This is a genomic window from Roseateles sp. P1_C6, from assembly GCF_056406315.1.
In genome coordinates this window covers 573,675-592,152 of record NZ_JBFUAK010000001.1, presented here as the reverse complement: position 1 = coordinate 592,152, position 18,478 = coordinate 573,675, and the positions used below count along the sequence as shown (strand labels likewise).

The window sequence follows — 18,478 nt, the reverse complement described above, 5'->3', positions numbered from 1 at the left end:
ACAAGCATGTTCGACATCACCTCGACCCGCTCCCCACTGCGTGCCATCGCAGCCGCCACGCTGGTGCTGGCCGCCGCCGGCGCCCAGGCCCAGAAGGGCGAGACGGTCAAGCTGGCCTACATCGACGCGCTGTCGGGCCTGATGGGACCGGTCGGCCAGAACCAGGTCAAGACCTTCCAGTTCCTCGGCGAGAAGTTCAACAAGAGCAATCCCGCCGGCGTGAAGTTCGAGATCGTCACGTTCGACAACAAGCTCAGCCCGGCCGAGTCGCTGAACCTCTTGAAGGCCGCGGCCGACCAGGGCATCCGCTACATCATGCAGGGCAACGGCTCCAGCGTCGCGCTGGCGCTGAGCGACGCGGTCGCCAAGCACAACGAGCGCAACCCCGGCAAGGAAATCGTCTACCTCAACTACTCGGCGGTGGACCCCGACCTGACCAACAGCAAGTGCAGCTACTGGCACTTCCGCTTCGACGCCGACACATCCATGAAGATGGAGGCGCTGACCACCTTCATGAAGGACCAGCCGGACGTCAAGAAGGTCTTCCTGCTGAACCAGAACTACGCGCACGGCCACCAGGTCGCCAAGTACGCCAAGGAAATGCTGGGCCGCAAGCGCCCGGACGTGCAGGTGGTGGGTGAAGACCTGCACCCGCTGGCCCAGGTGCGCGACTTCGCGCCCTACGTCGCCAAGATCAAGGCCAGCGGCGCCGATACCGTCATCACGGGCAACTGGGGCTCCGACCTGGCCCTGCTCGTCAAGGCGGCCAACGAGGCCGGCTACAACGGCAAGTTCTTCACCTACTACACCGGCGTGACCGGCACGCCGACGGCGCTGGGCACCGGCGGCGCGGGCCGCGTGTTCCAGGTGGCGTACAGCCACTACAACATGGGCGGCCAGGCGCAGAAGGATGCCGAGGAATACAACAAGAAGTTCAACGACGACATGTACACGCTCAGCATCCAGCACATCTACACGCTGCTGAGCCAGGCCATGGCCAACGCCAAGTCCACCGACCCGGTGAAGGTGGCGGCGGCGCTCGAGGGCCTGTCCGTCAAGAGCTTCAACGGCGAAGTGACGATGCGCAAGAGCGACCACCAGCTGCAGCAGCCGCTGTTCATCTCGGTCTGGCAGAAGGCCGACGCCAAGTACTCCTACAGCCCCGAGAAGACCGGCATGACGCTGGCGCCGGTGAAGCAGTACGACGCTTACGTGTCATCCACGCCGACGTCCTGCCAAATGAAAAGGCCGGGCTGATCGCCTGAGCGCCTGACTCGCCGCGCCGTCCGTTTCCACGGCGGCGCGTTCTCCTGACCTTGCCGGCTGCCGCTTTGGATCAAGTCTTCATCAACCTGCTGAACGGCCTGTCGTCCGGCCTGCTGCTGTTCATGCTCAGCTCCGGGCTGACGCTGATCTTCAGCATGATGGGCGTGCTGAACTTCGCGCATGCCAGCTTCTACATGGTGGGCGCCTACGTCGCCTACTCGCTGGTGGGCGTGCTGGGCTTCTGGCCGGCGCTGCTGCTGGCGCCGCTGCTGGTTGGCGTGATGGGCGCGGGCTTCGAGCGCCTGGCGCTGCGCCGCGTGCACAAGTTCGGCCATGTGCCGGAGCTGCTGATCACCTTCGGCCTGTCCTATGTGGTGCTGGAGCTGGTGCAGCTGATCTGGGGCCGCACGGCGGTGCCGTTCACGCCGCCGCCCGAGCTGCAGGGCTCCGCGTTCACGATCATTTCGCACCCCGTGCAGGGCATGTCCTTCGCGCTGGGCAAGGCCGCGCCGGAGCTTTGCACGGCCGCGCTGTGCTCGACCTTCCCGATCACGCGCGCCTTCATGATGTTCGTCGCACTGCTGATGCTGGTGGCACTGTGGTTGCTGCTGACGCGCACCCGCGTGGGCCTGGTCATCCAGGCCTCGCTGACGCACCCGGAGATGGTCGAGGCGCTGGGCCACAACGTGCCGCGCGTGCTGATGCTGGTCTTCGGCAGCGGCTGCGCGCTGGCGGCGCTGGCGGGCGTCATCGGCGGCATCACCTTCGTGACCGAGCCCAACATGGCGGCCATCGTCGGCTCCATCATCTTCGTGGTGGTGGTGGTGGGCGGCATCGGCTCGCTGGCCGGCGCCTTCGTCGGCTCGCTGGTCATCGGCCTGCTGCAGACGCTGCCGCTGACGGTGGACGCCTCGCTGGCATCGGCGTTGACGTCCATGGGCTTCACCGTCACGCCATCCACGCCGGGCTACCCGGTGCTGCGGCTGGCGCTGAAGGACGTGGCGCAGATCCTGCCCTACCTGCTGATGGTGCTGATCCTGATCTTCCGGCCCAAGGGCCTGCTGGGCACGCGAGAAGACTGATGAAGGCGCAAGAGTTTCATTTCAAGCCCTACAACGTCGGGCGCTGGATCGTCTGGGGCGTCTTCGCGCTGATCCTGCTCGTCGCACCGCGCATCTGGACCAGCGGCCTCGCGCAGACCATGCTGACGCAGATGGGCATCGGCATCATTGCCTGCCTGGCCTACAACATCCTGCTGGGCCAGGGCGGCATGCTGAGCTTCGGCTACGCGGTCTACAGCGGCATGGGCGCCTTCCTGGCCATCCATGCGCTGAACATGGCCGGCGCCGGCACGCTGGGCATTCCCGTCAGCCTGATCCCGTTGGTGGGCGGCCTGGCCGGCCTGGTGTGCGCGGCATTGCTGGGTTATGTGTCGACCAAGAAGGCCGGGACGCCCTTCGCGATGATCACGCTGGGCATCGGCGAGCTGGTGTTCGCGCTGGCGCTGATGCTGCCCGAGTTCTCGGGCGGCGAGGGCGGCGTGTCCAGCAACCGCGTCATCGGCAAACCGCTGCTGGGCATCAGTTTCGGGCCGCAGATCCAGGTCTACTACCTCGTCGCCCTCTACTGCTTCATCTGCACGGCGGCGATGTTCGCGCTGACGCGCACGCCGCTGGGTCGCATGCTGAACGCCGTGCGCGACAACCCCGAGCGCGTCGAGTTCGTCGGCTACGACACGCACTGGGTGCGCTTCATGGCCTTCACGATCTCCGGCTTCTTCGCCGGCATCGCCGGGGGGCTGGGCGCCATCAACACCGAGATCGTCAACGGCGAGGTGCTGCACGCATCGCGCTCCGGCGCCTACCTGCTCTTCACCTTCCTGGGCGGCGCGACCTTCTTCTTCGGGCCCATCCTGGGCGCGGTGCTGATGGTCATCGCGCTGGTGCTGCTGTCGGAGCTGACGAGCGCCTGGCTGCTCTACCTGGGCCTGGTGTTCCTGTTCATGGTCATGTACGCGCCGGGCGGCTTCGCGAGCCTGATCCTGATGAACCTGCGCGTGGCGGCCTTCGGCAAGCTGGGCCGCATCTGGACGTCCTACCTGGCGCTGGCCGGCACAGCGCTGGCGGCGCTGACGGGCGCGGCGGCCATGATCGAGATGGTCTACCACCGCCAGCTCAACGAGGCCCTGGGCCCGGAACTGCGCTTCATGGGCGCGACGCTGAACAGTTCGGGCGTGGATGCCTGGTTCGGCGCCTGCTGGCTGATGGTCGTGGGCATCGCCCTGTTCGAGCTGGTGCGGCGTCACTACGCGCACCAGTGGGGCGAGATCCAGGAAGAGATCGAGAAGGAAATCAAACGGAGGGAAGCGCTGTGAGCAGCACCGCATACGCCCTCGAACTGCGCGACGTGCGCAAGAGCTTCGGCAAGAGCGAGATCATCCGCGGCGCCAACCTGGCCGTGCAGGCCGGCGAGCGTGTCGCCATCATCGGCCCCAACGGCGCGGGCAAGAGCACGCTGTTCAACCTGATCAGCGGCCGCTTCGCGCCGACCTCGGGCGAGATCCAGCTGCACGGCCAGCGCATCCACGGCAAGAAGCCCTACGAGATCAACCGTCTGGGCCTGTCGCGCAGCTTCCAGGTCTCCAACCTGTTCACGCGTTTGAGCGTGTTCGAGAACATTCGCTGCGCGGTGCTGTGGAGCCTGGGCCACCGTTACGCGTTCTGGAAGTTCCTGGCCGACCTGGACGACGCCAACGACCGCGCCGAGCAGATCCTGGAGATGATCAAGCTCGACAAGCGCCGCGACGTGCTGGCCATGAACCTGACCTATGCCGAGGCGCGCGCGCTGGAGATCGGCATCACCATCGCCGGCGGCTCCAGCGTCATCCTGCTGGACGAACCCACGGCGGGCATGAGCAAGAGCGAAACCAAGCGCTTCATCCAGCTGATCCGCGACGTGACGGTCGGCAAGACGCTGCTGACCGTGGAGCACGACATGGGTGTCGTCTTCGGCCTGGCCGACAAGATCGCCGTGCTGGTCTACGGCGAGGTCATTGCTTTCGACACGCCCGATGCGGTGCGGGCCAACGCGCGCGTGCAGGAGGCCTATCTCGGCTCGGTTCTGGCCGAAACACAGGCGGCAGCGGCATGAGCGCCGAGCGCTGGGCCGCTCCCGAGCCGGCGCGCGTCCCCCTGGGGGACCGCCTGGCGTACTCGCAAGGCGAGGGGTACCAATGACCGGACGTCAACTCAAACTGGACAACGTCCACGCCTTTTATGGCAAGAGCCATGTGCTGCATGGCGTCAGCATGGAGGTCAACCCGGGCGAGATCGTCAGCCTGCTGGGCCGCAACGGTGCGGGCCGCTCGACGACGGTCAAGACCATCATGGGCCAGGTCGACGCCAAGGGCTCGGTCAAGTTCGGCGATGTCGAGCTGGTGGGTCGCAAGGCCTACGAGATCGCCCACATGGGCCTGGGCTACGTGCCCGAGAACCGCGACATCTTCCCCAAGTTGACGGTGCATCAGAACCTGCTGCTGGGGCAGAAGAGCGGCGCCAAGAGCCCGCGCTGGGGCTTCGACGACATGTACAAGATGTTCCCGCGCCTCAAGGAGCGGCAGTTCACCGAGGCTGGCGTGCTGTCGGGCGGCGAGCAGCAGATGCTGACGCTGTGCCGCACGCTGATGGGCGACCCCGACCTCATCATGATCGACGAGCCCACCGAGGGCCTGGCACCCAAGATCGTCGAGCTGGTGGCCGAGTACCTGAAGGAGCTGAAGAACCGTGGCATCGCCGTGCTGCTGGTCGAACAGAAGCTGGCCATCGCGCTGGAGATCTCCGAGCGCTGCTATGTGATGGGCCACGGCCGCATCGTCTTCGAGGGCACGCCCGCGGAATTGCGCGCCAACGCCTACATCCGCAAGGAGTGGCTGGAGGTCTAGGGGCTGATGACGCTACGGCAATGGACCTTCCCTTCGGGCTGTGGCCGGAAAGGCCACGCGCTGTGTTGCAGATCCTCGCCGGGTGTCCAACCCGGCTGCGGTTTGTGCCTTGCTTGCGGCCTTTGTGGCCACAACGCGGGCCCATTGCCGTAGCGTTATCAGTCCCTAATCGGCGCTGACCGCGCCCAGACTGGCGCGGGCGGCCTCGGCCAGTTCGGTGCCGTTGCGCCCGGCTTGCGGGAACACCGCCGTGCCCAGGCGCACGCCCACCTGCACCACCTGCCCGTCGACGTTGTAGGCCCCCCGGGCGGTCTTCAGCAGCCGTTGCTCGGCAATGGCCGCCTCGGCCGCGCCGGCCGCCAGCAGCACCGCAAAGCTCTGCTCGCCCACGCGCTGCACGTCGTCGGTGCCGCGCACCCGGTTGCGCAGGCGCAGGCTGACAAGCTGGATCAGGCTGTCGCGCGCCGCGTCGCTCAAGCTGGCGCCGTGACCGCCCAGCACGTCCAGCTCTATCCACAGCAGCGCCAGCTGCCCGCCGCCGCGGCGGCATTGGGCGAACTGGCGCGACACGCGCAGGCCATAGGTGGCCAGCGAGTCCACCTGGGGCAATGGCTCGGGCGTGCTGCCGCGGGTGGGCGCAGGTGCGTCGGTGGCGAGCAGTTGGGCGTGGGACACGGGATCACTCCGGTGGAGGTTGAGCGCAAAAGGTGAGGGCTTGATGGCGCCACGGACCGGCTCGTGCCGGCCTCCCTGGCCCGTCTTCGCCATCGGCCCTCATCCACCAGAACGCAAGGCAGTCGCCAAACCCGACATGGCCCTCAAAAAAAGTTTTCCGCCAAGGCGTTGACCCGGCTGCCGGGCCTGCGCTCCGACAGCGCCAGCCGTTAGAGTCCGGCCGGTGCATGACATCACCCAACTGCTGCAGGCCGCCCAGCAGGGCGACCGCGCCGCCGCCGACCAGGTGGTGGCGCAGCTCTATGCGGACCTGCAGCGCCTGGCGCGCCGCCAGGTGCGCCAGGCGGGTCATCTGACGCTGCTGGACACCACGGCGCTGGTGCACGAGGCTTGGCTGCGCCTGGCCGGCAACCAGGAGGCCGGCTTCCCGGACCGGCGCCATTTCCTGGCCTATGCCGCTCAAGCGATGCGCTCTGTCGTCATCGACCTGGTGCGCGCCCGCCAGGCCGAGCGCCGCGGTGGCGGCCAGGCCCACCTGACGCTGGACACGGCCATCGCCGAGCAGCTGCCGCAGGGCGACATGGACATCCTGCGCGTGCACGAGGCGCTGGACGAACTGGCCCAGCTGGAGCCCCGCCTGGCCCAGGTCGTCGAGATGCGCTACTTCGCCGGCCTGCGCGAACAGGAGATCGCCGAGGCGCTGAGCATCACGGAGCGCACCGTCCAGCGCGACTGGCAGAAGGCCCGGCTGTTCTTGTCCCTGAGCCTTGGTGCCTGACGCCGGCATGGACGCCTTGGACAAGCAACACTGGCTCGCGCTGAGTCCTTTGCTGGATGAATTGCTGGACCTCGAGCCGCCCGCTCGCGACGAGCGCCTGGCCGCCCTGCGGACCGAAGACCCCGAGGCTGCCGAGCACCTGACGCGCCTGCTGGCCCGGGCGACAAGCCTGGAACAGCAAGGCTTCCTCAGCGAGCCGGTCGTGGCCCAATGGCATGAAGCCCTGGCCTCGGTGCCCGACGACGCGCCGCCGCCCGACCTGGCCGGCCAGGCCATCGGCCCCTATCTGCTGGAGCGCCAGCTGGGGCAGGGCGGCATGGGCACGGTCTGGCTGGCGCGCCGCGCCGACGGCCGCTTCGAGGGCCAGGTGGCCGTCAAGTTCCTGATGGCCGGCCTGCTCGGGCGCGGCGACGCGGGTCGTTTCGCCCGCGAGGGCGAGATCCTGGCGCGCCTGTCCCACCCCCACATCGCCCGGCTGCTGGATGCCGGCCTGCATCAGGCCGGCCCGGACCAGCAGCCCTACCTCGTGCTGGAGTACGTGGACGGGCGGCCCATCGACGTCTACTGCCGCGTGCACCACCTCGACGTCGAGGCCCGCGTGCGCCTCTTCCTGGACGTGCTGGCCGCCGTGGCCCATGCGCATGCGCGGCTGATCCTGCACCGCGACCTCAAGCCCAGCAACATCCTCGTCACGGAGCAGGGCGACGTGAAGCTGCTGGACTTCGGCATCGCCAAGCTGCTGGACGACGCGACGCAGGCCGAGCAGGGCGCCGCGGCCACCGAACTGACCCAGCGCGCCGGCAGTGCCTTCACGCCGCAGTTCGCCGCACCCGAGCAGGTGCAGCAGGCCGACGTGACGACGGCCACCGACGTCTACGCCCTGGGCGTGCTGCTCTACCTGCTGCTGGGCGGCAGCCATCCGACGGCCGACGACACGCAGACCCAGCTGGACCGGCTCAAGGCCGTTGTCGAGCATGTGCCGCGGCGGCTGTCGGATGTGGCAGCCAGCCAGGACGACAGCTCCATAGCCGGCCAGGCCCGGCGCTTGCGTGGCGATCTCGACACCATCGTCGCCAAGGCGCTGAAGAAGACGCCGGGCGAACGCTATGCGAATGCGCAGGCGCTGTCGGAAGACCTGCAACGCTGGCTGGACCACGAGCCCATCCGCGCGCGGCCGGACAGCCGGCTCTATGTGCTGGGGCGTTTCGTGCGGCGACATCGCGTGGCCGTGGCTGCCGGCGGTCTGGCGGCGTGCGCGCTGCTGGCCCTGACGACCGTCAGCCTGTTGCAGGCCCGTCGCGCGGAGCAAGCCGAGCAGCAGGCCCAGGCGCGCCGCCACCAGGCCGAGGATGTGCTCAGCTTCATGCTGGGCGAGTTCGCCGACAAGCTGCGCCCCATCGGACGGCTGGAGTTGCTCGACAGCGTGGGCGGCAAGGCGTTGAAGGTGCTTGACCAAGACGGCCCGCTCAGCCCGGCGGACCGGCTGCAGCGCGCCAAGGCCCTGACCGTGATCGGTGAGGTGCGGGTATCAAAGCGGGAGCTCGACGCGGCGCTGGAGCCACTGCAGGCGGCCGCCGAGCTGTTGCAATTCGATCCGCCGGCCGGCGACATGACGGCGGCGTGGCGCAAGGCGCAAGGCGCCGCGGCGTTCTGGCAGGGCGAAGTGTTCTTCCGCCAGCGTCAGCTCGACCAGGCCGAGCGGCACTGGGCCCGGTATCGCGACGTGAGCGCGAGTTGGCTGCAGGCCGATGCGAACGCTGCGGACGCGCAGCTGGAGCTGTCCTATGCCGAGAACAGCCTGGGCAGCCTGCGCCTGGGGCGGGGCCAGTTCGCTGAGGCGGAACAGGCCTTCCGGCACTCGCTGGCGCTCAAGGAGGCGGTGCTGGCGCGGCGGCCCGACGATCCGGGCCTGCGCAGTGACTGGAGCGACACCGTCAGCTGGATAGGCCGGCTGCTGCAACAGACGGGCCGGTACGAGGGCTCTGCGCAGGCCTTCGAGCGCGCATTGCCGCCCATCCAATCGCTGCGCCAGCAACATCCCGCCGACCTGGAGTGGCTGAAACGCGAAGCGAGCCTGCTGTTTCAACTCGGTCGAGCGCAGGTGGGCGCAGGCCGCAACGCCATGCCGACACTGACTCGGGCGAAGGCCGCCGCGGATCAGTTGCGCCGTGGCGACCCGGCCAACGTCAGCTGGGCCGTGCTCGCCTTGGACATCGAGGCCGATCTGCTGGCGCAGAGGCCCGACCTGGCGCCCACCGCGCGAGGTCGCCAGGCCTTGGCGCTGATGCAGGCGCTGGACGGCTTGCGGCCAGGCAAGCCGCCCCTGGACAACTGGTTGCCGCTGTGGGTCACATTGGTGGAACTCATGGCCAGCCCGGGCTGTGCGCCAGAGGACTGCGCCGCCTGGCAGCAGGCCTTGTCGCGGGCCGAGCAGCGCCTGGACACGGTGATTGCCAACCGGCCTGAAGCCACGCCGCTGCAAACCTTGAATGCGGCCGTGCGCCTGCAGTTGCTCAAGGCACAACCGCACGCCGCCGCTGATCGATCGACCAGCCAGGCCGCGTGTGCCCGCGCGCAGGGCCTGCTGCAGCGTCGCGATGGTTGGTCGCAATCGCACGCAGATCTGACCCAGCGATGGCTTCAAGTGCAGACCTGCCTGGACCCGCGAGCGAGCGAGCGGCCCGACTGGCAAGCCGCGCAAACCTGGCTGCAGCGGCAACGCGATTCCTGACCCGGCGCCGGCTCATGGCTGTCCGGCGCCTTTCTTCCCCAGCCCCCAAGGAGTTTCCGTGCCCACACTTGTTCCTCCCTACACCGTCACCGTCACCAGCACCGTCGGTGGCCTGTCGCAATGCACCTATGTCGATGGCAACGGCGTGCAGGTGCCGCCGGATGCCCCGCTCACCACGTCCACGCCTGAAGGTCAGGTCGGCGAGCTGACCATCTCCTTCACCGAAGCGACCGTGGATGGCGAGAACCTCCGCCTGGTCGGCGCGGCGGCGAAGACGGTGGGCAACGATCCGACCATGAATCCCTACAACTACCTGCCGGCCACCCGTGCGCAGTCGGGCGACGGCTGGGTGGATGCCGTCGTCATCCCCTGGGGCGCCAACAACTACACCACGCGCGGCGTGGTCCTGCTGTTCGTCCAGGTGAGCGATGCGGGTGACATGCTGAACTTCTATCCCAGCGCCGATCCGCAGACGCAGAACGACGAGCGCTAGGCGGTCAGCGCCTCCCGCCGCATGCGGGAGGTGACGTTCAACGCCCGCCGATACGGGCCTGGCGTTGCTTCACGAAGCTCTCGGCCAGGTCCGAATCGGGCAGCAGCCGCTGTCCGATGTAGAGCTCCTGGCGCCGCTCGGCGATCTGCGCGCGCAGCCTCGAGGCCATGATGTCCAGCGGCTTCATGCCGCCCGTCTCGGCGCGCTCGATGGCGATACGCAACTGGTGCATCTGCAGGTTCTCCAGCACCAGCGTCTGCGCCTGCACGACACGGATGCGACCTTGCACCATGTGCTCGCACAGGCCCAGCCAGGCGCGCACGGCGTCCGCCGGCCCGCCGATGACCTTCTCGGGCAGTTCGCCGGCCGCCAGCAGCAGCGTCTCCAGCTTGTGACGATCACTGCCGGCATAGGCCTCGTTGACCACCATCATGCGCTGCTCGCAGACCTCGCGCTCGGGGCCTGACGGGGCCAAGTCGGGGTGGAAGCGCATCGCCGCGCGCCGGTACAGCGTCTTCAGGCTGGGCGGCGGCAGGTCGGTCAGCGGGCCGGTGGGCTCGGGCGGCAGCGGTGTCGCGTCGGGCAGGGCCGGGATGTCGGGCCAGGGCTTGGTGCTGGGTCTGGCGGACAGCGGAGCATCCACACCCTGGCGTTTCAGCGCCTCCGACAACAGTGCGGTGGCCTGCTGCAACTGGCCTTCCAGCTCGTCCAGCTCGCGCATCAACGGGCCTAACGCTTCGAGATAGCGCAGGCGAAAACCCAACAGCTTGGCGCGGGCGCCGTCGTGGTCGGCCTCCAGCACGGCGAGGTAGCGCTGCATGTCCTGCAGTTGCTCGCGTCGCCTTGTCAGTTCGTGCCGGGTGATCGCCATGCTCGCCATGGCTGGATTTTGCCGTGCGCAGACGTGCGAACGGCCCGCGAACGGGCCGTTGCTCACGGGGTTTACCAGAGATTTACTGGGAAGCTCCCGACGCGGGCAGCTCGGCCATGGTGGCGGCCGGCTCCATCGGCGCGGCCGACACCGCGGCCGGCACAGGCACTGGCTCCGGCGCCTTGCCGCCCGCCGCCATCGGCAGCAGCGGCACGATCAGCAACGCGACGATGTTGATGATCTTGATCAGCGGGTTCACGGCCGGGCCGGCGGTGTCCTTGTAGGGGTCGCCCACGGTGTCGCCGGTGACGGCGGCCTTGTGCGCCTCCGAGCCCTTCTTGTGCAGCACGCCGTTGCTGTCGGTGAAGCCTTCCTCGATCAGCTTCTTGGCATTGTCCCAGGCACCGCCGCCGGTGCACATCGAGATGCCCACGAACAGGCCGGTGACGATGGTGCCCATCAGCAGGCCGCCCAGCGCTGCCGGGCCGAGGATCAGCCCCACCAGGATGGGCGCCACCACGGGCAGCAGCGAGGGGATGATCATTTCCTTGATGGCAGCGGTGGTCAGCATGTCGACCGCGGCGCTGTAGTCCGGCTTGCGCTGGCCGGCCATGATGGCGCCGTCGGCGAATTGCTTGCGCACCTCGACGACGACGGCACCGGCCGCGCGGCCCACGGCTTCCATGGCCATGGCGGCGAACAGGAAGGGGATCAGGCCGCCCAGGAACAGGCCCAGGATGACCTTGTGGTCGGACAGCGAGAACACCTCGTGCATGCCGCGCGCTTCCAGTGCGTGCGTGTAGTCGGCAAACAGCACCAGCGCGGCGAGGCCCGCCGAGCCGATGGCATAGCCCTTGGTGACGGCCTTGGTGGTGTTGCCCACGGCGTCCAGCGGGTCGGTCACGTCACGCACGCTGGCAGGTAGCTCGGCCATCTCGGCAATGCCACCGGCGTTGTCGGTGATGGGGCCGTAGGCGTCCAGCGCCACGACGATGCCGGCCATGCTCAGCATGGACGTGGCCGCGACGGCAATGCCGTACAGGCCGGCCAGCGCATAGGCTGAGTAGATGGCCGCGCAGACGAACAGCACGGGCCAGGCGGTGGACTTCATCGACACGCCGAGGCCGGCGATGACGTTGGTGCCGTGGCCGGTGGTGGAGGCCTGCGCCACGTGCTGCACCGGGTGGTATTGCGTGCCGGTGTAGTACTCGGTGATCCAGACCATGGCGGCCGTCAGCACCAGGCCCACCGTGCAGGCGCCGAACAGCGCCATCGCGGTGGTCGTGCCACCGGTGCTCAGCTCGATGGTGCCGGGGAACATCGCCTTGGTGACGAAGAAGAAGGCGATCAGGCTCAGCACGCCGGCCACGATCAGGCCCTTGTACAGCGCCGGCATCACGTTCTTCATGCCCGGGCTGGCCTTGACGAAGTAGCAGCCGACGATGGAGGCGAGGATGGACACGCCGCCCAGCGCCAGCGGGTAGACGACGCCGGCGAGCGCGCTGCTGCCGGTGATCATCAGCGCGCCCAGCGCCATCGCGGCGATCAGCGTGACCGCGTAGGTCTCGAACAGGTCGGCCGCCATGCCGGCGCAGTCGCCGACGTTGTCGCCCACGTTGTCGGCGATCACGGCCGGGTTGCGCGGGTCGTCCTCGGGGATGCCGGCTTCGACCTTGCCCACCAAGTCGGCGCCGACGTCCGCACCCTTGGTGAAGATGCCGCCGCCCAGGCGCGCGAAGATGGAGATCAGCGACGAGCCGAAGGCCAGGCCCAGCATGGGCTTGAGCGCCGTGCTGTCATGCCCGCCGCCAATGGCCATGTAGAAACCACCCACGCCCAAGAGGCCCAGGCCCACGACCAGCATGCCGGTGATGGCGCCGCCCTTGAAGGCCACGTCCAGCGCCGGGCCGATGCCCTTGGAGGCGGCTTGCGCGGTGCGCACGTTGGCGCGCACGGAGATGTTCATGCCGATGAAGCCGCAGATGCCCGACAGCACCGCGCCGATGACGAAGCCGATGGCCGTCGTCGTGCCCAGGCCCGGCACCACCGCGATGGCGATGGCCAGCACGACGCCCACCATGCCGATGGTGCGGTACTGCCGGCCCAGGTAGGCGGCGGCACCTTGCTGGATCGCCGCGGCGATCTCCTGCATACGGGCATTGCCCGCGTCTTGGCTGAGGATCCAGCTTCGTTGAATGAAGCCATAAAGAACGGCCGCGAGGCCGCAGGCCAGCGCGAAATACAGCGCCATTTCCGTCGACATGTATGAGTCTCCTGTTTAGCGTGTGATCCATGGCCCGCAGCAGGGTATGCGTGGGCTCGGCGGTTTGAGCTTAAGGGCCGGGTTTGGCGCCACAGTTGCGCGTTTACCAGCGATGTTGGGGAAATCTAGAATGCGGGTTTTCCTTTAACTACAACGACGACCATGAGCCTGCACAACGTGACCCCCGGCGCCAAGGCGCCCGACGAGTTCAACGTCATCATCGAGATCCCGATGAATGCCGACCCGATCAAGTACGAGGTCGACAAAGACAGCGGCGCGCTGTTCGTCGATCGCTTCCTGACGACGCCGATGTACTACCCGTGCAACTACGGGTACATCCCCAGGACGCTGGCGGACGACGGCGACCCGGTCGACGTGCTGGTCATCACCCCGTTCGCGCTGACACCTGGTGTCGTCGTGACCTGCCGCCCGCTTGGCGTGCTGATGATGGACGACGAGGCCGGTGGTGACGCCAAGCTGCTCGCCGTGCCGACCAACAAGATCCTGCCCATGTACAGCCACTGGGAAAAGATCGAGGACGTGAACCCGATGCGCATCAAGGCCATCCAGCACTTCTTCGAGCACTACAAGGACCTGGAGGCCGGCAAGTGGGTCAAGGTCAAGGGCTGGGAAGGCCCGGAAAAGGCCAAGTCCGAGATCACCGAAGGCATGGCCAACTACGCCAAGACGCTGCAGAAGTAATCAGCCTTGGCCTGCCTGCAAAGACGCCGCATCCGCGGCGTCTTTTGTTTTGAAGGGCGTGTGTTCGCCCAGTTCGTTGACGTAGCCCGCCATCGCCTCGCCCTCCCGGGCCAGGAAGTCGTTCACCGCATCCGCAAACGACGGGTGCGCCAGCCAGTGGCTGGAGGCGGTGGGCGTGGGCATCAGACCGCGGGCCATCTTGTGCTCGCCCTGGGCGCCGCCCTCGAAGCGCTGGTAGCCGTTGGCGATGCACCAGGCCAGCGGCTGGTAATAGCAGGCGTCGAAGTGCAGGTTGGGGATGTGCTGGACGGCGCCCCAGTAGCGGCCAAAGGCGGCGCGTCGGTCGGGGTCCAGGGCAATCAGCGACATGGCCACGCGTTCGTCCCCACGCCGGGCCGTGAACATCAGCCAGTGCTCCGGCATGTCAGCGGCCATGCGCGCAAAGAAGTCGCGGCTCAGGTAGGGCGTGCTGTGGTGCTCGCGGTAGGTCTGCTGGTAGCAGCGGTAGAAGAAGTCCCAGTCGTCGGGCGTGATCTCTGTGCCCGAGCGCGCTTCGAAGACGACGCCCGCCTCGCGCACGCGGCGCTGCTCCTGCTGGATCTTCTTGCGCTTGTCACGATGCAGCCGCGCGAGGAAGGCCGTGAAGTCCGCATCGCCCTCTGCCATCCAGTGGAACTGCACGCCCGCCCGCGCCGTGCAGCCGGCATCAGCCAGCGCGGCCTGGTCGGCCTCGTCGCCGAACAGCACGTGCAGCGACGACGCGTCCGCCTCCTTGGCCAGCGCCCGCAGCGCATGCGCCAGCAGCGCCCGGGCCTCGTCGTCCACCGCCAGCAACCGGCTGCCCGGCACCGGCGTGAACGGCACGGCCACCAGCAGCTTGGGGTAGTAGCTCAGGCCGTGGCGTCGGTAGGCGTCGGCCCACGCCCAGTCGAAGACGTATTCGCCGTAAGAGTGGCTCTTCAGATAGGCCGGGCAGGCGGCCACCAGCTCGTCGCCGGACCAGATCGACACGAACTGCGGCTGCCAGCCGGTCTCGGCCACCGCGCTGCCGGACGCGTGCAGCGCCTGCAGATAGGCCAGTCGCATGAAGGGCGTGGGCCGCGCCTGGGCCGCGAGCAGGGCGTCCCAGGCGGCACAAGGCAATGCCGCCGGGTCGGCATCGACCCGGATGACATAATTTTTTGCAGCCTCCATCGAAATGAGTCCCATGCCCTCGCAGCCCGTGAAAGTCGCCCTTGCCCAGATCAATGTCACCGTGGGCGATCTTGTGGGCAACGCGGACCGCATCATTGCCCAAGCGCGCGCGGCGCACGCGGCTGGGGTTGATCTGGTCGTCACGCCTGAGCTGGCGCTGTGCGGCTACCCGCCCGAAGACTTGCTGCTGCGCCCGGCCTTCCTGGCCGGTTGCGAGGAGCAACTGGCGCGCATCGCCGCCGAACTGGCCGATCTGCCAGGGCTGCAGGTCGTCGTGGGCCACCCGATGGCCCGTGATGGCAGCGTCGCGCGTGAGCGCAGCTGGTCGTTGCCGCCCTGCCTGAACGCGGCCTCCGTCGTCGCCAGCGGGCGCATCAGCCACACCTATGCCAAGCGCGAGCTGCCCAACTACCAGGTCTTCGACGAGCGCCGCTACTTCTACTCGGGCCGCGATGCAGGCCTGCAGCCCGTCGTCTTCGACGTGCGCGGCCTCAAGGTCGGCCTGCTGATCTGCGAGGACGCCTGGTTCGAGGAGCCCGCCGCGGCAGCCAAGGCGGCCGGCGCCGAGCTGCTGTGCGTCGTCAACGCCTCGCCCTTCCACGTGGGCAAGGTGGCCGAGCGCGAGGAGCGCATGGCCGAGCGCGCGCGGGCGAGCGGCCTGCCGTTGCTGTACGCCCACCTTGTCGGCGGCCAGGACGAGATGGTCTTCGACGGCGCCTCCTTCGCCGTGCAGGCGGACGGCACGCTGGCCGCGCGCGCGGCGATGTTCGCGGAGGCGCTGGCCGTCATCGACGTCGATGCGACGGGGCGGCTGCAGGGCGAGATCCTGCCCGAGCCCGAGATGGAGGCGCAGGTCTGGCAGGCGCTGGTGACCGGCGTGCGCGACTACCTGGGCAAGAACGGCTTCCCCGGTGCGCTGATCGGCCTGTCGGGCGGCATCGACTCGGCCCTGGTGCTGGCCATTGCCGTCGACGCGCTGGGCGCCGACAAGGTGCGCACGGTGATGATGCCGTCGCCCTACACGGCCGACATCTCGTGGATAGACGCCCGCGACATGGCCGAGCGCCTGGGCGTGCGCTACGACGAGAAGTCCATCGTGCCGATGTTCGACGCTTTCAACGCGACGCTGGCCGATGAGTTCCAGGGCCTGCCGCTGGACGCGACCGAGGAGAACATCCAGGCGCGCATCCGCGGCACGCTGTTGATGGCGCTGTCCAACAAGTTCGGCAGCATCGTGCTGACGACCGGCAACAAGAGCGAGATGGCGACGGGCTACTGCACGCTCTACGGCGACATGGCCGGTGGCTTTGCGGTCATCAAGGACGTGGCCAAGACGCTGGTCTTCCGCTTGGCGCGCTGGCGCAATGCGCAGGGCAAGGAAATCATCCCCGACCGCATCATCACCCGCCCGCCGTCGGCCGAGCTGCGTCCCGACCAGAAGGACGAGGACAGCCTGCCGCCCTATCCGGTGCTGGACGCCATCCTGGCCCTCTACATGGAGCAGGACCAGTCCATCGCGGAGATCGTCGCGGCCGGCTTCAAGCCCGAGGATGTCGAGCGCGTCACGCGGCTGATCAAGATCAACGAGTACAAGCGCCGTCAGGCGCCGGTGGGCATACGCATCACCCATCGCGGCTTCGGACGGGACTGGAGATATCCCATCACGTCCAAGTTCCGTGCGTAAACTTGGGTGAACCTTGCCAACTTGGAGTGCCAGCAATGAAGCAGATCACCGCCATCATCAAACCCTTCAAGCTCGACGAGGTGCGCGAGGCGCTGGCCGAGGTGGGCGCCTCGGGCCTGACGGTCACCGAGGTCAAGGGTTTCGGCCGCCAGAAGGGCCACACCGAGCTGTACCGCGGCGCCGAGTACGTCGTCGACTTCCTGCCCAAGGTCAAGGTCGAGGTCGTCGTGAAGGATGACGAGGTCGACCGCTGCATCGACGCCATCCTGAAGGCCGCCAAGACCGGCAAGATCGGCGACGGCAAGATCTTCGTGCTGCCGGTCGAGCAGGTCGTTCGCATCCGCACCGGCGAGACGGACGAAGCGGCGGTCTAAGCGCTGGTCAGCGCTGGGTCAGCGCCAGCTTGACGCCCAGGCCCACAAAGGTCGCGGCGAAGCTGCGCCGCAGCCAGGCCAGCACGGTGGCGTTGCCCAGCACGTGCTGGCGCATGCGCGCCGCAAAGGCGCCATAGACGGCGAACACCGCAAAGGTCATGGCCATGAAGATGGCCGACAGCTGCAGCATCGTCACCGTCGGTGCCACGTCATCCGCGGCGATGAACTGCGGCAGGAACGCCAGGAAGAACATCGACAGCTTGGGGTTGAGCAGGTTCACCAGCACGGCGTGCCGGATGACCTGCCCGTCGGTGCGCCGCGCGCCGTCTGCCTCGATCTTCAGCACGCCTTGCTCGCGCCAAGTCATCCAGGCCAGGTACAGCAGATAGGCCACGCCGGCGATCTTGATGGCCTCGAAGGCCAGGCTGCTGGCATGCAGCAGCGCCGCCAGGCCGGTCACCGCGGCCAGCATGTGCGGCACGATGCCCAGCGTGCAGCCGAAGGCTGCGACGACGGCTGTGCGCGTGCCGCGCGACAGGCCCGTGGCGATGGTCACCGCGGCGCCGGTGCCGGGTGACGCGACGACCAGCAGCGAAATGGTCAGGAATTCGATGTTCATGCAGGCGCTCCTCATTGAGGACGCCATGCTGCGTGGGCGATGCGGCCCGGTCTTGAACGAAATTTCAGGCCCGCGCGAAGGCGCCGGGTGTGAGCCCGAAGCTGCGCACGAAGCAGCGCGTCATGTGGCTCTGATCCGCAAAGCCGCTGGCGGCCGCGGCCTCGGCCAGCGCTGCGCCGCCACGCACGAGCTGTCGGGCATGCTGCACACGGCGCTGCAGCAGGTAGGCGTGTGGCGGCAGGCCGGTCAGCCGCGTGAAGGCGCGCAGGAACTGGTAGCGGCTCAGGCCGGCCTGGTTGGCCAGGTCCGACAGCGTCGGCGTGGCCGCCGGGTCGTCGTCGATGCGCTCACGCGCCGCGGCGACGCCGGCGCCCACAGCGGGGCGCCCATGCACGGTTGGCCGCAGCAGCCCGCCGACCAGCGCCAGCAGGGCTGTCTCGGCGCGCAGTGCGTCGTCGTCGGCCGTTGTGGCGTCGAAGAGGGCGCGAAAGCGCAGCGTCAGCGCCGCATCGCGGATGACCGGCGCCGTGAACTCGAAGTGCGAGCCGGGCGTGATGTCCCGCCCGGCGTCGAGGAGGTGGACCGGGGCCAGATAGAGCATCCGCCAGCGTCGGCCGGCATCATCGAGGGGTGAGCCGTCGTGCACTTCACCCGGGTTGACGGTGATGAGGTCGCCGGGGCCGGCTTGCACGACGCCCCGCCCGCTGGCGGACTTCTGCGCGCCGCGCTCGATCAGGCCGATGCCGAACTGGTCATGCGTGTGCCGGCCAAAGGCATGGGCCGAGTCGGCCACGACGGCGTCGGCGCCATCCAGGCTGCAGCGCAGCAGTCGAAAGCCGGGGGTCTTCTTCATCGCGTCGGGGCAGGTGCGGCCCCGACTGTGGCACA

Annotated in this window: 17 protein-coding genes; 11 read left to right on the top strand and 6 right to left on the bottom strand. The window is 68.2% G+C overall.

Annotation, left to right across the window (positions count from 1 at the left end; translation table 11 throughout):
- Positions 1 to 6 precede the first annotated feature (6 nt).
- From AC1D29_RS02470 to AC1D29_RS02450, 5 genes are all read left to right on the top strand, one after another.
- Positions 7 to 1,257 carry a branched-chain amino acid ABC transporter substrate-binding protein gene (locus AC1D29_RS02470; RefSeq protein ID WP_477894297.1) on the top strand — a complete coding sequence of 417 codons (1,251 nt, stop codon included), beginning with the start codon at positions 7 to 9 and terminating at the stop codon, positions 1,255 to 1,257.
- Between the two features lie 131 nt (positions 1,258 to 1,388).
- Positions 1,389 to 2,348 carry a branched-chain amino acid ABC transporter permease gene (locus tag AC1D29_RS02465; protein ID WP_477894409.1) on the top strand — a complete coding sequence of 320 codons (960 nt, stop codon included), beginning with the start codon at positions 1,389 to 1,391 and terminating at the stop codon, positions 2,346 to 2,348.
- A complete protein-coding gene (locus AC1D29_RS02460) occupies positions 2,348 to 3,640 on the top strand; it encodes a branched-chain amino acid ABC transporter permease (RefSeq protein ID WP_477894296.1) in 1,293 nt (430 codons plus the stop codon). The genes AC1D29_RS02465 and AC1D29_RS02460 overlap by 1 nt, the downstream gene beginning before the upstream one ends.
- Positions 3,637 to 4,416: an ABC transporter ATP-binding protein gene (locus tag AC1D29_RS02455; RefSeq protein WP_477894295.1), complete on the top strand. Its 780-nt coding sequence runs from the start codon at positions 3,637 to 3,639 to the stop codon at positions 4,414 to 4,416. The genes AC1D29_RS02460 and AC1D29_RS02455 overlap by 4 nt, the downstream gene beginning before the upstream one ends.
- An 82-nt stretch (positions 4,417 to 4,498) precedes the next feature.
- Positions 4,499 to 5,206: an ABC transporter ATP-binding protein gene (locus AC1D29_RS02450; RefSeq protein ID WP_477894294.1), complete on the top strand. Its 708-nt coding sequence runs from the start codon at positions 4,499 to 4,501 to the stop codon at positions 5,204 to 5,206.
- A gap of 165 nt (positions 5,207 to 5,371) precedes the next feature.
- On the opposite strand, the gene AC1D29_RS02445 is transcribed toward AC1D29_RS02450, so the two are convergent.
- On the bottom strand, positions 5,372 to 5,881 hold the full coding sequence (locus AC1D29_RS02445) for a diguanylate cyclase domain-containing protein (RefSeq protein ID WP_477894293.1): 510 nt from the start codon (positions 5,879 to 5,881) through the stop codon (positions 5,372 to 5,374).
- 223 nt (positions 5,882 to 6,104) lie between these two features.
- On the opposite strand from AC1D29_RS02445, the gene AC1D29_RS02440 reads away from it, so the two are divergent.
- Genes AC1D29_RS02440 through AC1D29_RS02430 form a run of 3 tightly spaced genes read left to right on the top strand, consistent with a single transcriptional unit; the run spans position 6,105 to position 9,883 of the window.
- Entirely contained in the window at positions 6,105 to 6,659 is a 555-nt protein-coding gene (locus AC1D29_RS02440; RefSeq protein WP_477894292.1) for an ECF-type sigma factor, read from the top strand.
- 7 nt (positions 6,660 to 6,666) lie between these two features.
- On the top strand, positions 6,667 to 9,390 hold the full coding sequence (locus AC1D29_RS02435) for a serine/threonine-protein kinase (protein ID WP_477894291.1): 2,724 nt from the start codon (positions 6,667 to 6,669) through the stop codon (positions 9,388 to 9,390).
- A gap of 58 nt (positions 9,391 to 9,448) precedes the next feature.
- The gene (locus AC1D29_RS02430; RefSeq protein ID WP_477894290.1) at positions 9,449 to 9,883 is read left to right on the top strand and encodes a hypothetical protein; all 435 of its coding nucleotides are present in this window, start codon (positions 9,449 to 9,451) and stop codon (positions 9,881 to 9,883) included.
- Positions 9,884 to 9,920: 37 nt separating this feature from the next.
- Here the strand turns inward: AC1D29_RS02430 and AC1D29_RS02425 are convergent, their stop codons facing one another.
- Both AC1D29_RS02425 and AC1D29_RS02420 read right to left on the bottom strand, forming a co-directional pair.
- Entirely contained in the window at positions 9,921 to 10,754 is an 834-nt protein-coding gene (locus AC1D29_RS02425; protein ID WP_477894289.1) for a J domain-containing protein, read from the bottom strand.
- Between the two features lie 82 nt (positions 10,755 to 10,836).
- On the bottom strand, positions 10,837 to 13,017 hold the full coding sequence (locus AC1D29_RS02420; RefSeq protein WP_477894288.1) for a sodium-translocating pyrophosphatase: 2,181 nt from the start codon (positions 13,015 to 13,017) through the stop codon (positions 10,837 to 10,839).
- 162 nt (positions 13,018 to 13,179) lie between these two features.
- Between AC1D29_RS02420 and ppa the strand changes: the two genes are divergently transcribed.
- Complete coding sequence (gene ppa, locus AC1D29_RS02415; RefSeq protein ID WP_477894287.1) at positions 13,180 to 13,719, top strand: inorganic diphosphatase; 540 nt, start codon at positions 13,180 to 13,182, stop codon at positions 13,717 to 13,719.
- Here ppa and AC1D29_RS02410 read toward each other — a convergent pair whose 3' ends face one another.
- Positions 13,720 to 14,928, bottom strand: a complete 1,209-nt coding sequence (locus AC1D29_RS02410) for a GNAT family N-acetyltransferase (RefSeq protein WP_477894286.1) — start codon at positions 14,926 to 14,928, stop codon at positions 13,720 to 13,722.
- On the opposite strand from AC1D29_RS02410, the gene AC1D29_RS02405 reads away from it, so the two are divergent.
- The gene (locus AC1D29_RS02405; RefSeq protein WP_477894285.1) at positions 14,927 to 16,597 is read left to right on the top strand and encodes an NAD+ synthase; all 1,671 of its coding nucleotides are present in this window, start codon (positions 14,927 to 14,929) and stop codon (positions 16,595 to 16,597) included. The genes AC1D29_RS02410 and AC1D29_RS02405 overlap by 2 nt on opposite strands.
- A gap of 35 nt (positions 16,598 to 16,632) precedes the next feature.
- Positions 16,633 to 16,971 carry a P-II family nitrogen regulator gene (locus tag AC1D29_RS02400; RefSeq protein WP_056198291.1) on the top strand — a complete coding sequence of 113 codons (339 nt, stop codon included), beginning with the start codon at positions 16,633 to 16,635 and terminating at the stop codon, positions 16,969 to 16,971.
- A 7-nt stretch (positions 16,972 to 16,978) separates the two neighbouring features.
- Here AC1D29_RS02400 and AC1D29_RS02395 read toward each other — a convergent pair whose 3' ends face one another.
- Together AC1D29_RS02395 and AC1D29_RS02390 are read right to left on the bottom strand one after the other, a co-directional pair.
- Positions 16,979 to 17,590: a LysE family translocator gene (locus AC1D29_RS02395; RefSeq protein ID WP_477894284.1), complete on the bottom strand. Its 612-nt coding sequence runs from the start codon at positions 17,588 to 17,590 to the stop codon at positions 16,979 to 16,981.
- 64 nt (positions 17,591 to 17,654) lie between these two features.
- Positions 17,655 to 18,443 (bottom strand): AraC family transcriptional regulator, encoded by a 789-nt coding sequence (locus tag AC1D29_RS02390; RefSeq protein ID WP_477894283.1) that lies wholly within the window; start codon positions 18,441 to 18,443, stop codon positions 17,655 to 17,657.
- Positions 18,444 to 18,478: the final 35 nt, after the last annotated feature.

What these genes read in the sequence shown, in the direction of transcription:
- AC1D29_RS02420 (WP_477894288.1), bottom strand. Translation starts at nt 13,017, where the DNA reads ATGTCGACGGAAATGGCGCTGTATTTCGCGCTGGCCTGCGGCCTCGCG.
- ppa (WP_477894287.1), top strand. Translation starts at nt 13,180, where the DNA reads ATGAGCCTGCACAACGTGACCCCCGGCGCCAAGGCGCCCGACGAGTTC.
- AC1D29_RS02460 (WP_477894296.1), top strand. Translation starts at nt 2,348, where the DNA reads ATGAAGGCGCAAGAGTTTCATTTCAAGCCCTACAACGTCGGGCGCTGG.
- AC1D29_RS02470 (WP_477894297.1), top strand. Translation starts at nt 7, where the DNA reads ATGTTCGACATCACCTCGACCCGCTCCCCACTGCGTGCCATCGCAGCC.
- AC1D29_RS02400 (WP_056198291.1), top strand. Translation starts at nt 16,633, where the DNA reads ATGAAGCAGATCACCGCCATCATCAAACCCTTCAAGCTCGACGAGGTG.
- AC1D29_RS02405 (WP_477894285.1), top strand. Translation starts at nt 14,927, where the DNA reads ATGCCCTCGCAGCCCGTGAAAGTCGCCCTTGCCCAGATCAATGTCACC.
- AC1D29_RS02395 (WP_477894284.1), bottom strand. Translation starts at nt 17,590, where the DNA reads ATGAACATCGAATTCCTGACCATTTCGCTGCTGGTCGTCGCGTCACCC.
- AC1D29_RS02425 (WP_477894289.1), bottom strand. Translation starts at nt 10,754, where the DNA reads ATGGCGATCACCCGGCACGAACTGACAAGGCGACGCGAGCAACTGCAG.
- AC1D29_RS02410 (WP_477894286.1), bottom strand. Translation starts at nt 14,928, where the DNA reads ATGGGACTCATTTCGATGGAGGCTGCAAAAAATTATGTCATCCGGGTC.
- AC1D29_RS02435 (WP_477894291.1), top strand. Translation starts at nt 6,667, where the DNA reads ATGGACGCCTTGGACAAGCAACACTGGCTCGCGCTGAGTCCTTTGCTG.
- AC1D29_RS02450 (WP_477894294.1), top strand. Translation starts at nt 4,499, where the DNA reads ATGACCGGACGTCAACTCAAACTGGACAACGTCCACGCCTTTTATGGC.
- AC1D29_RS02465 (WP_477894409.1), top strand. Translation starts at nt 1,389, where the DNA reads ATGCTCAGCTCCGGGCTGACGCTGATCTTCAGCATGATGGGCGTGCTG.
- AC1D29_RS02390 (WP_477894283.1), bottom strand. Translation starts at nt 18,443, where the DNA reads ATGAAGAAGACCCCCGGCTTTCGACTGCTGCGCTGCAGCCTGGATGGC.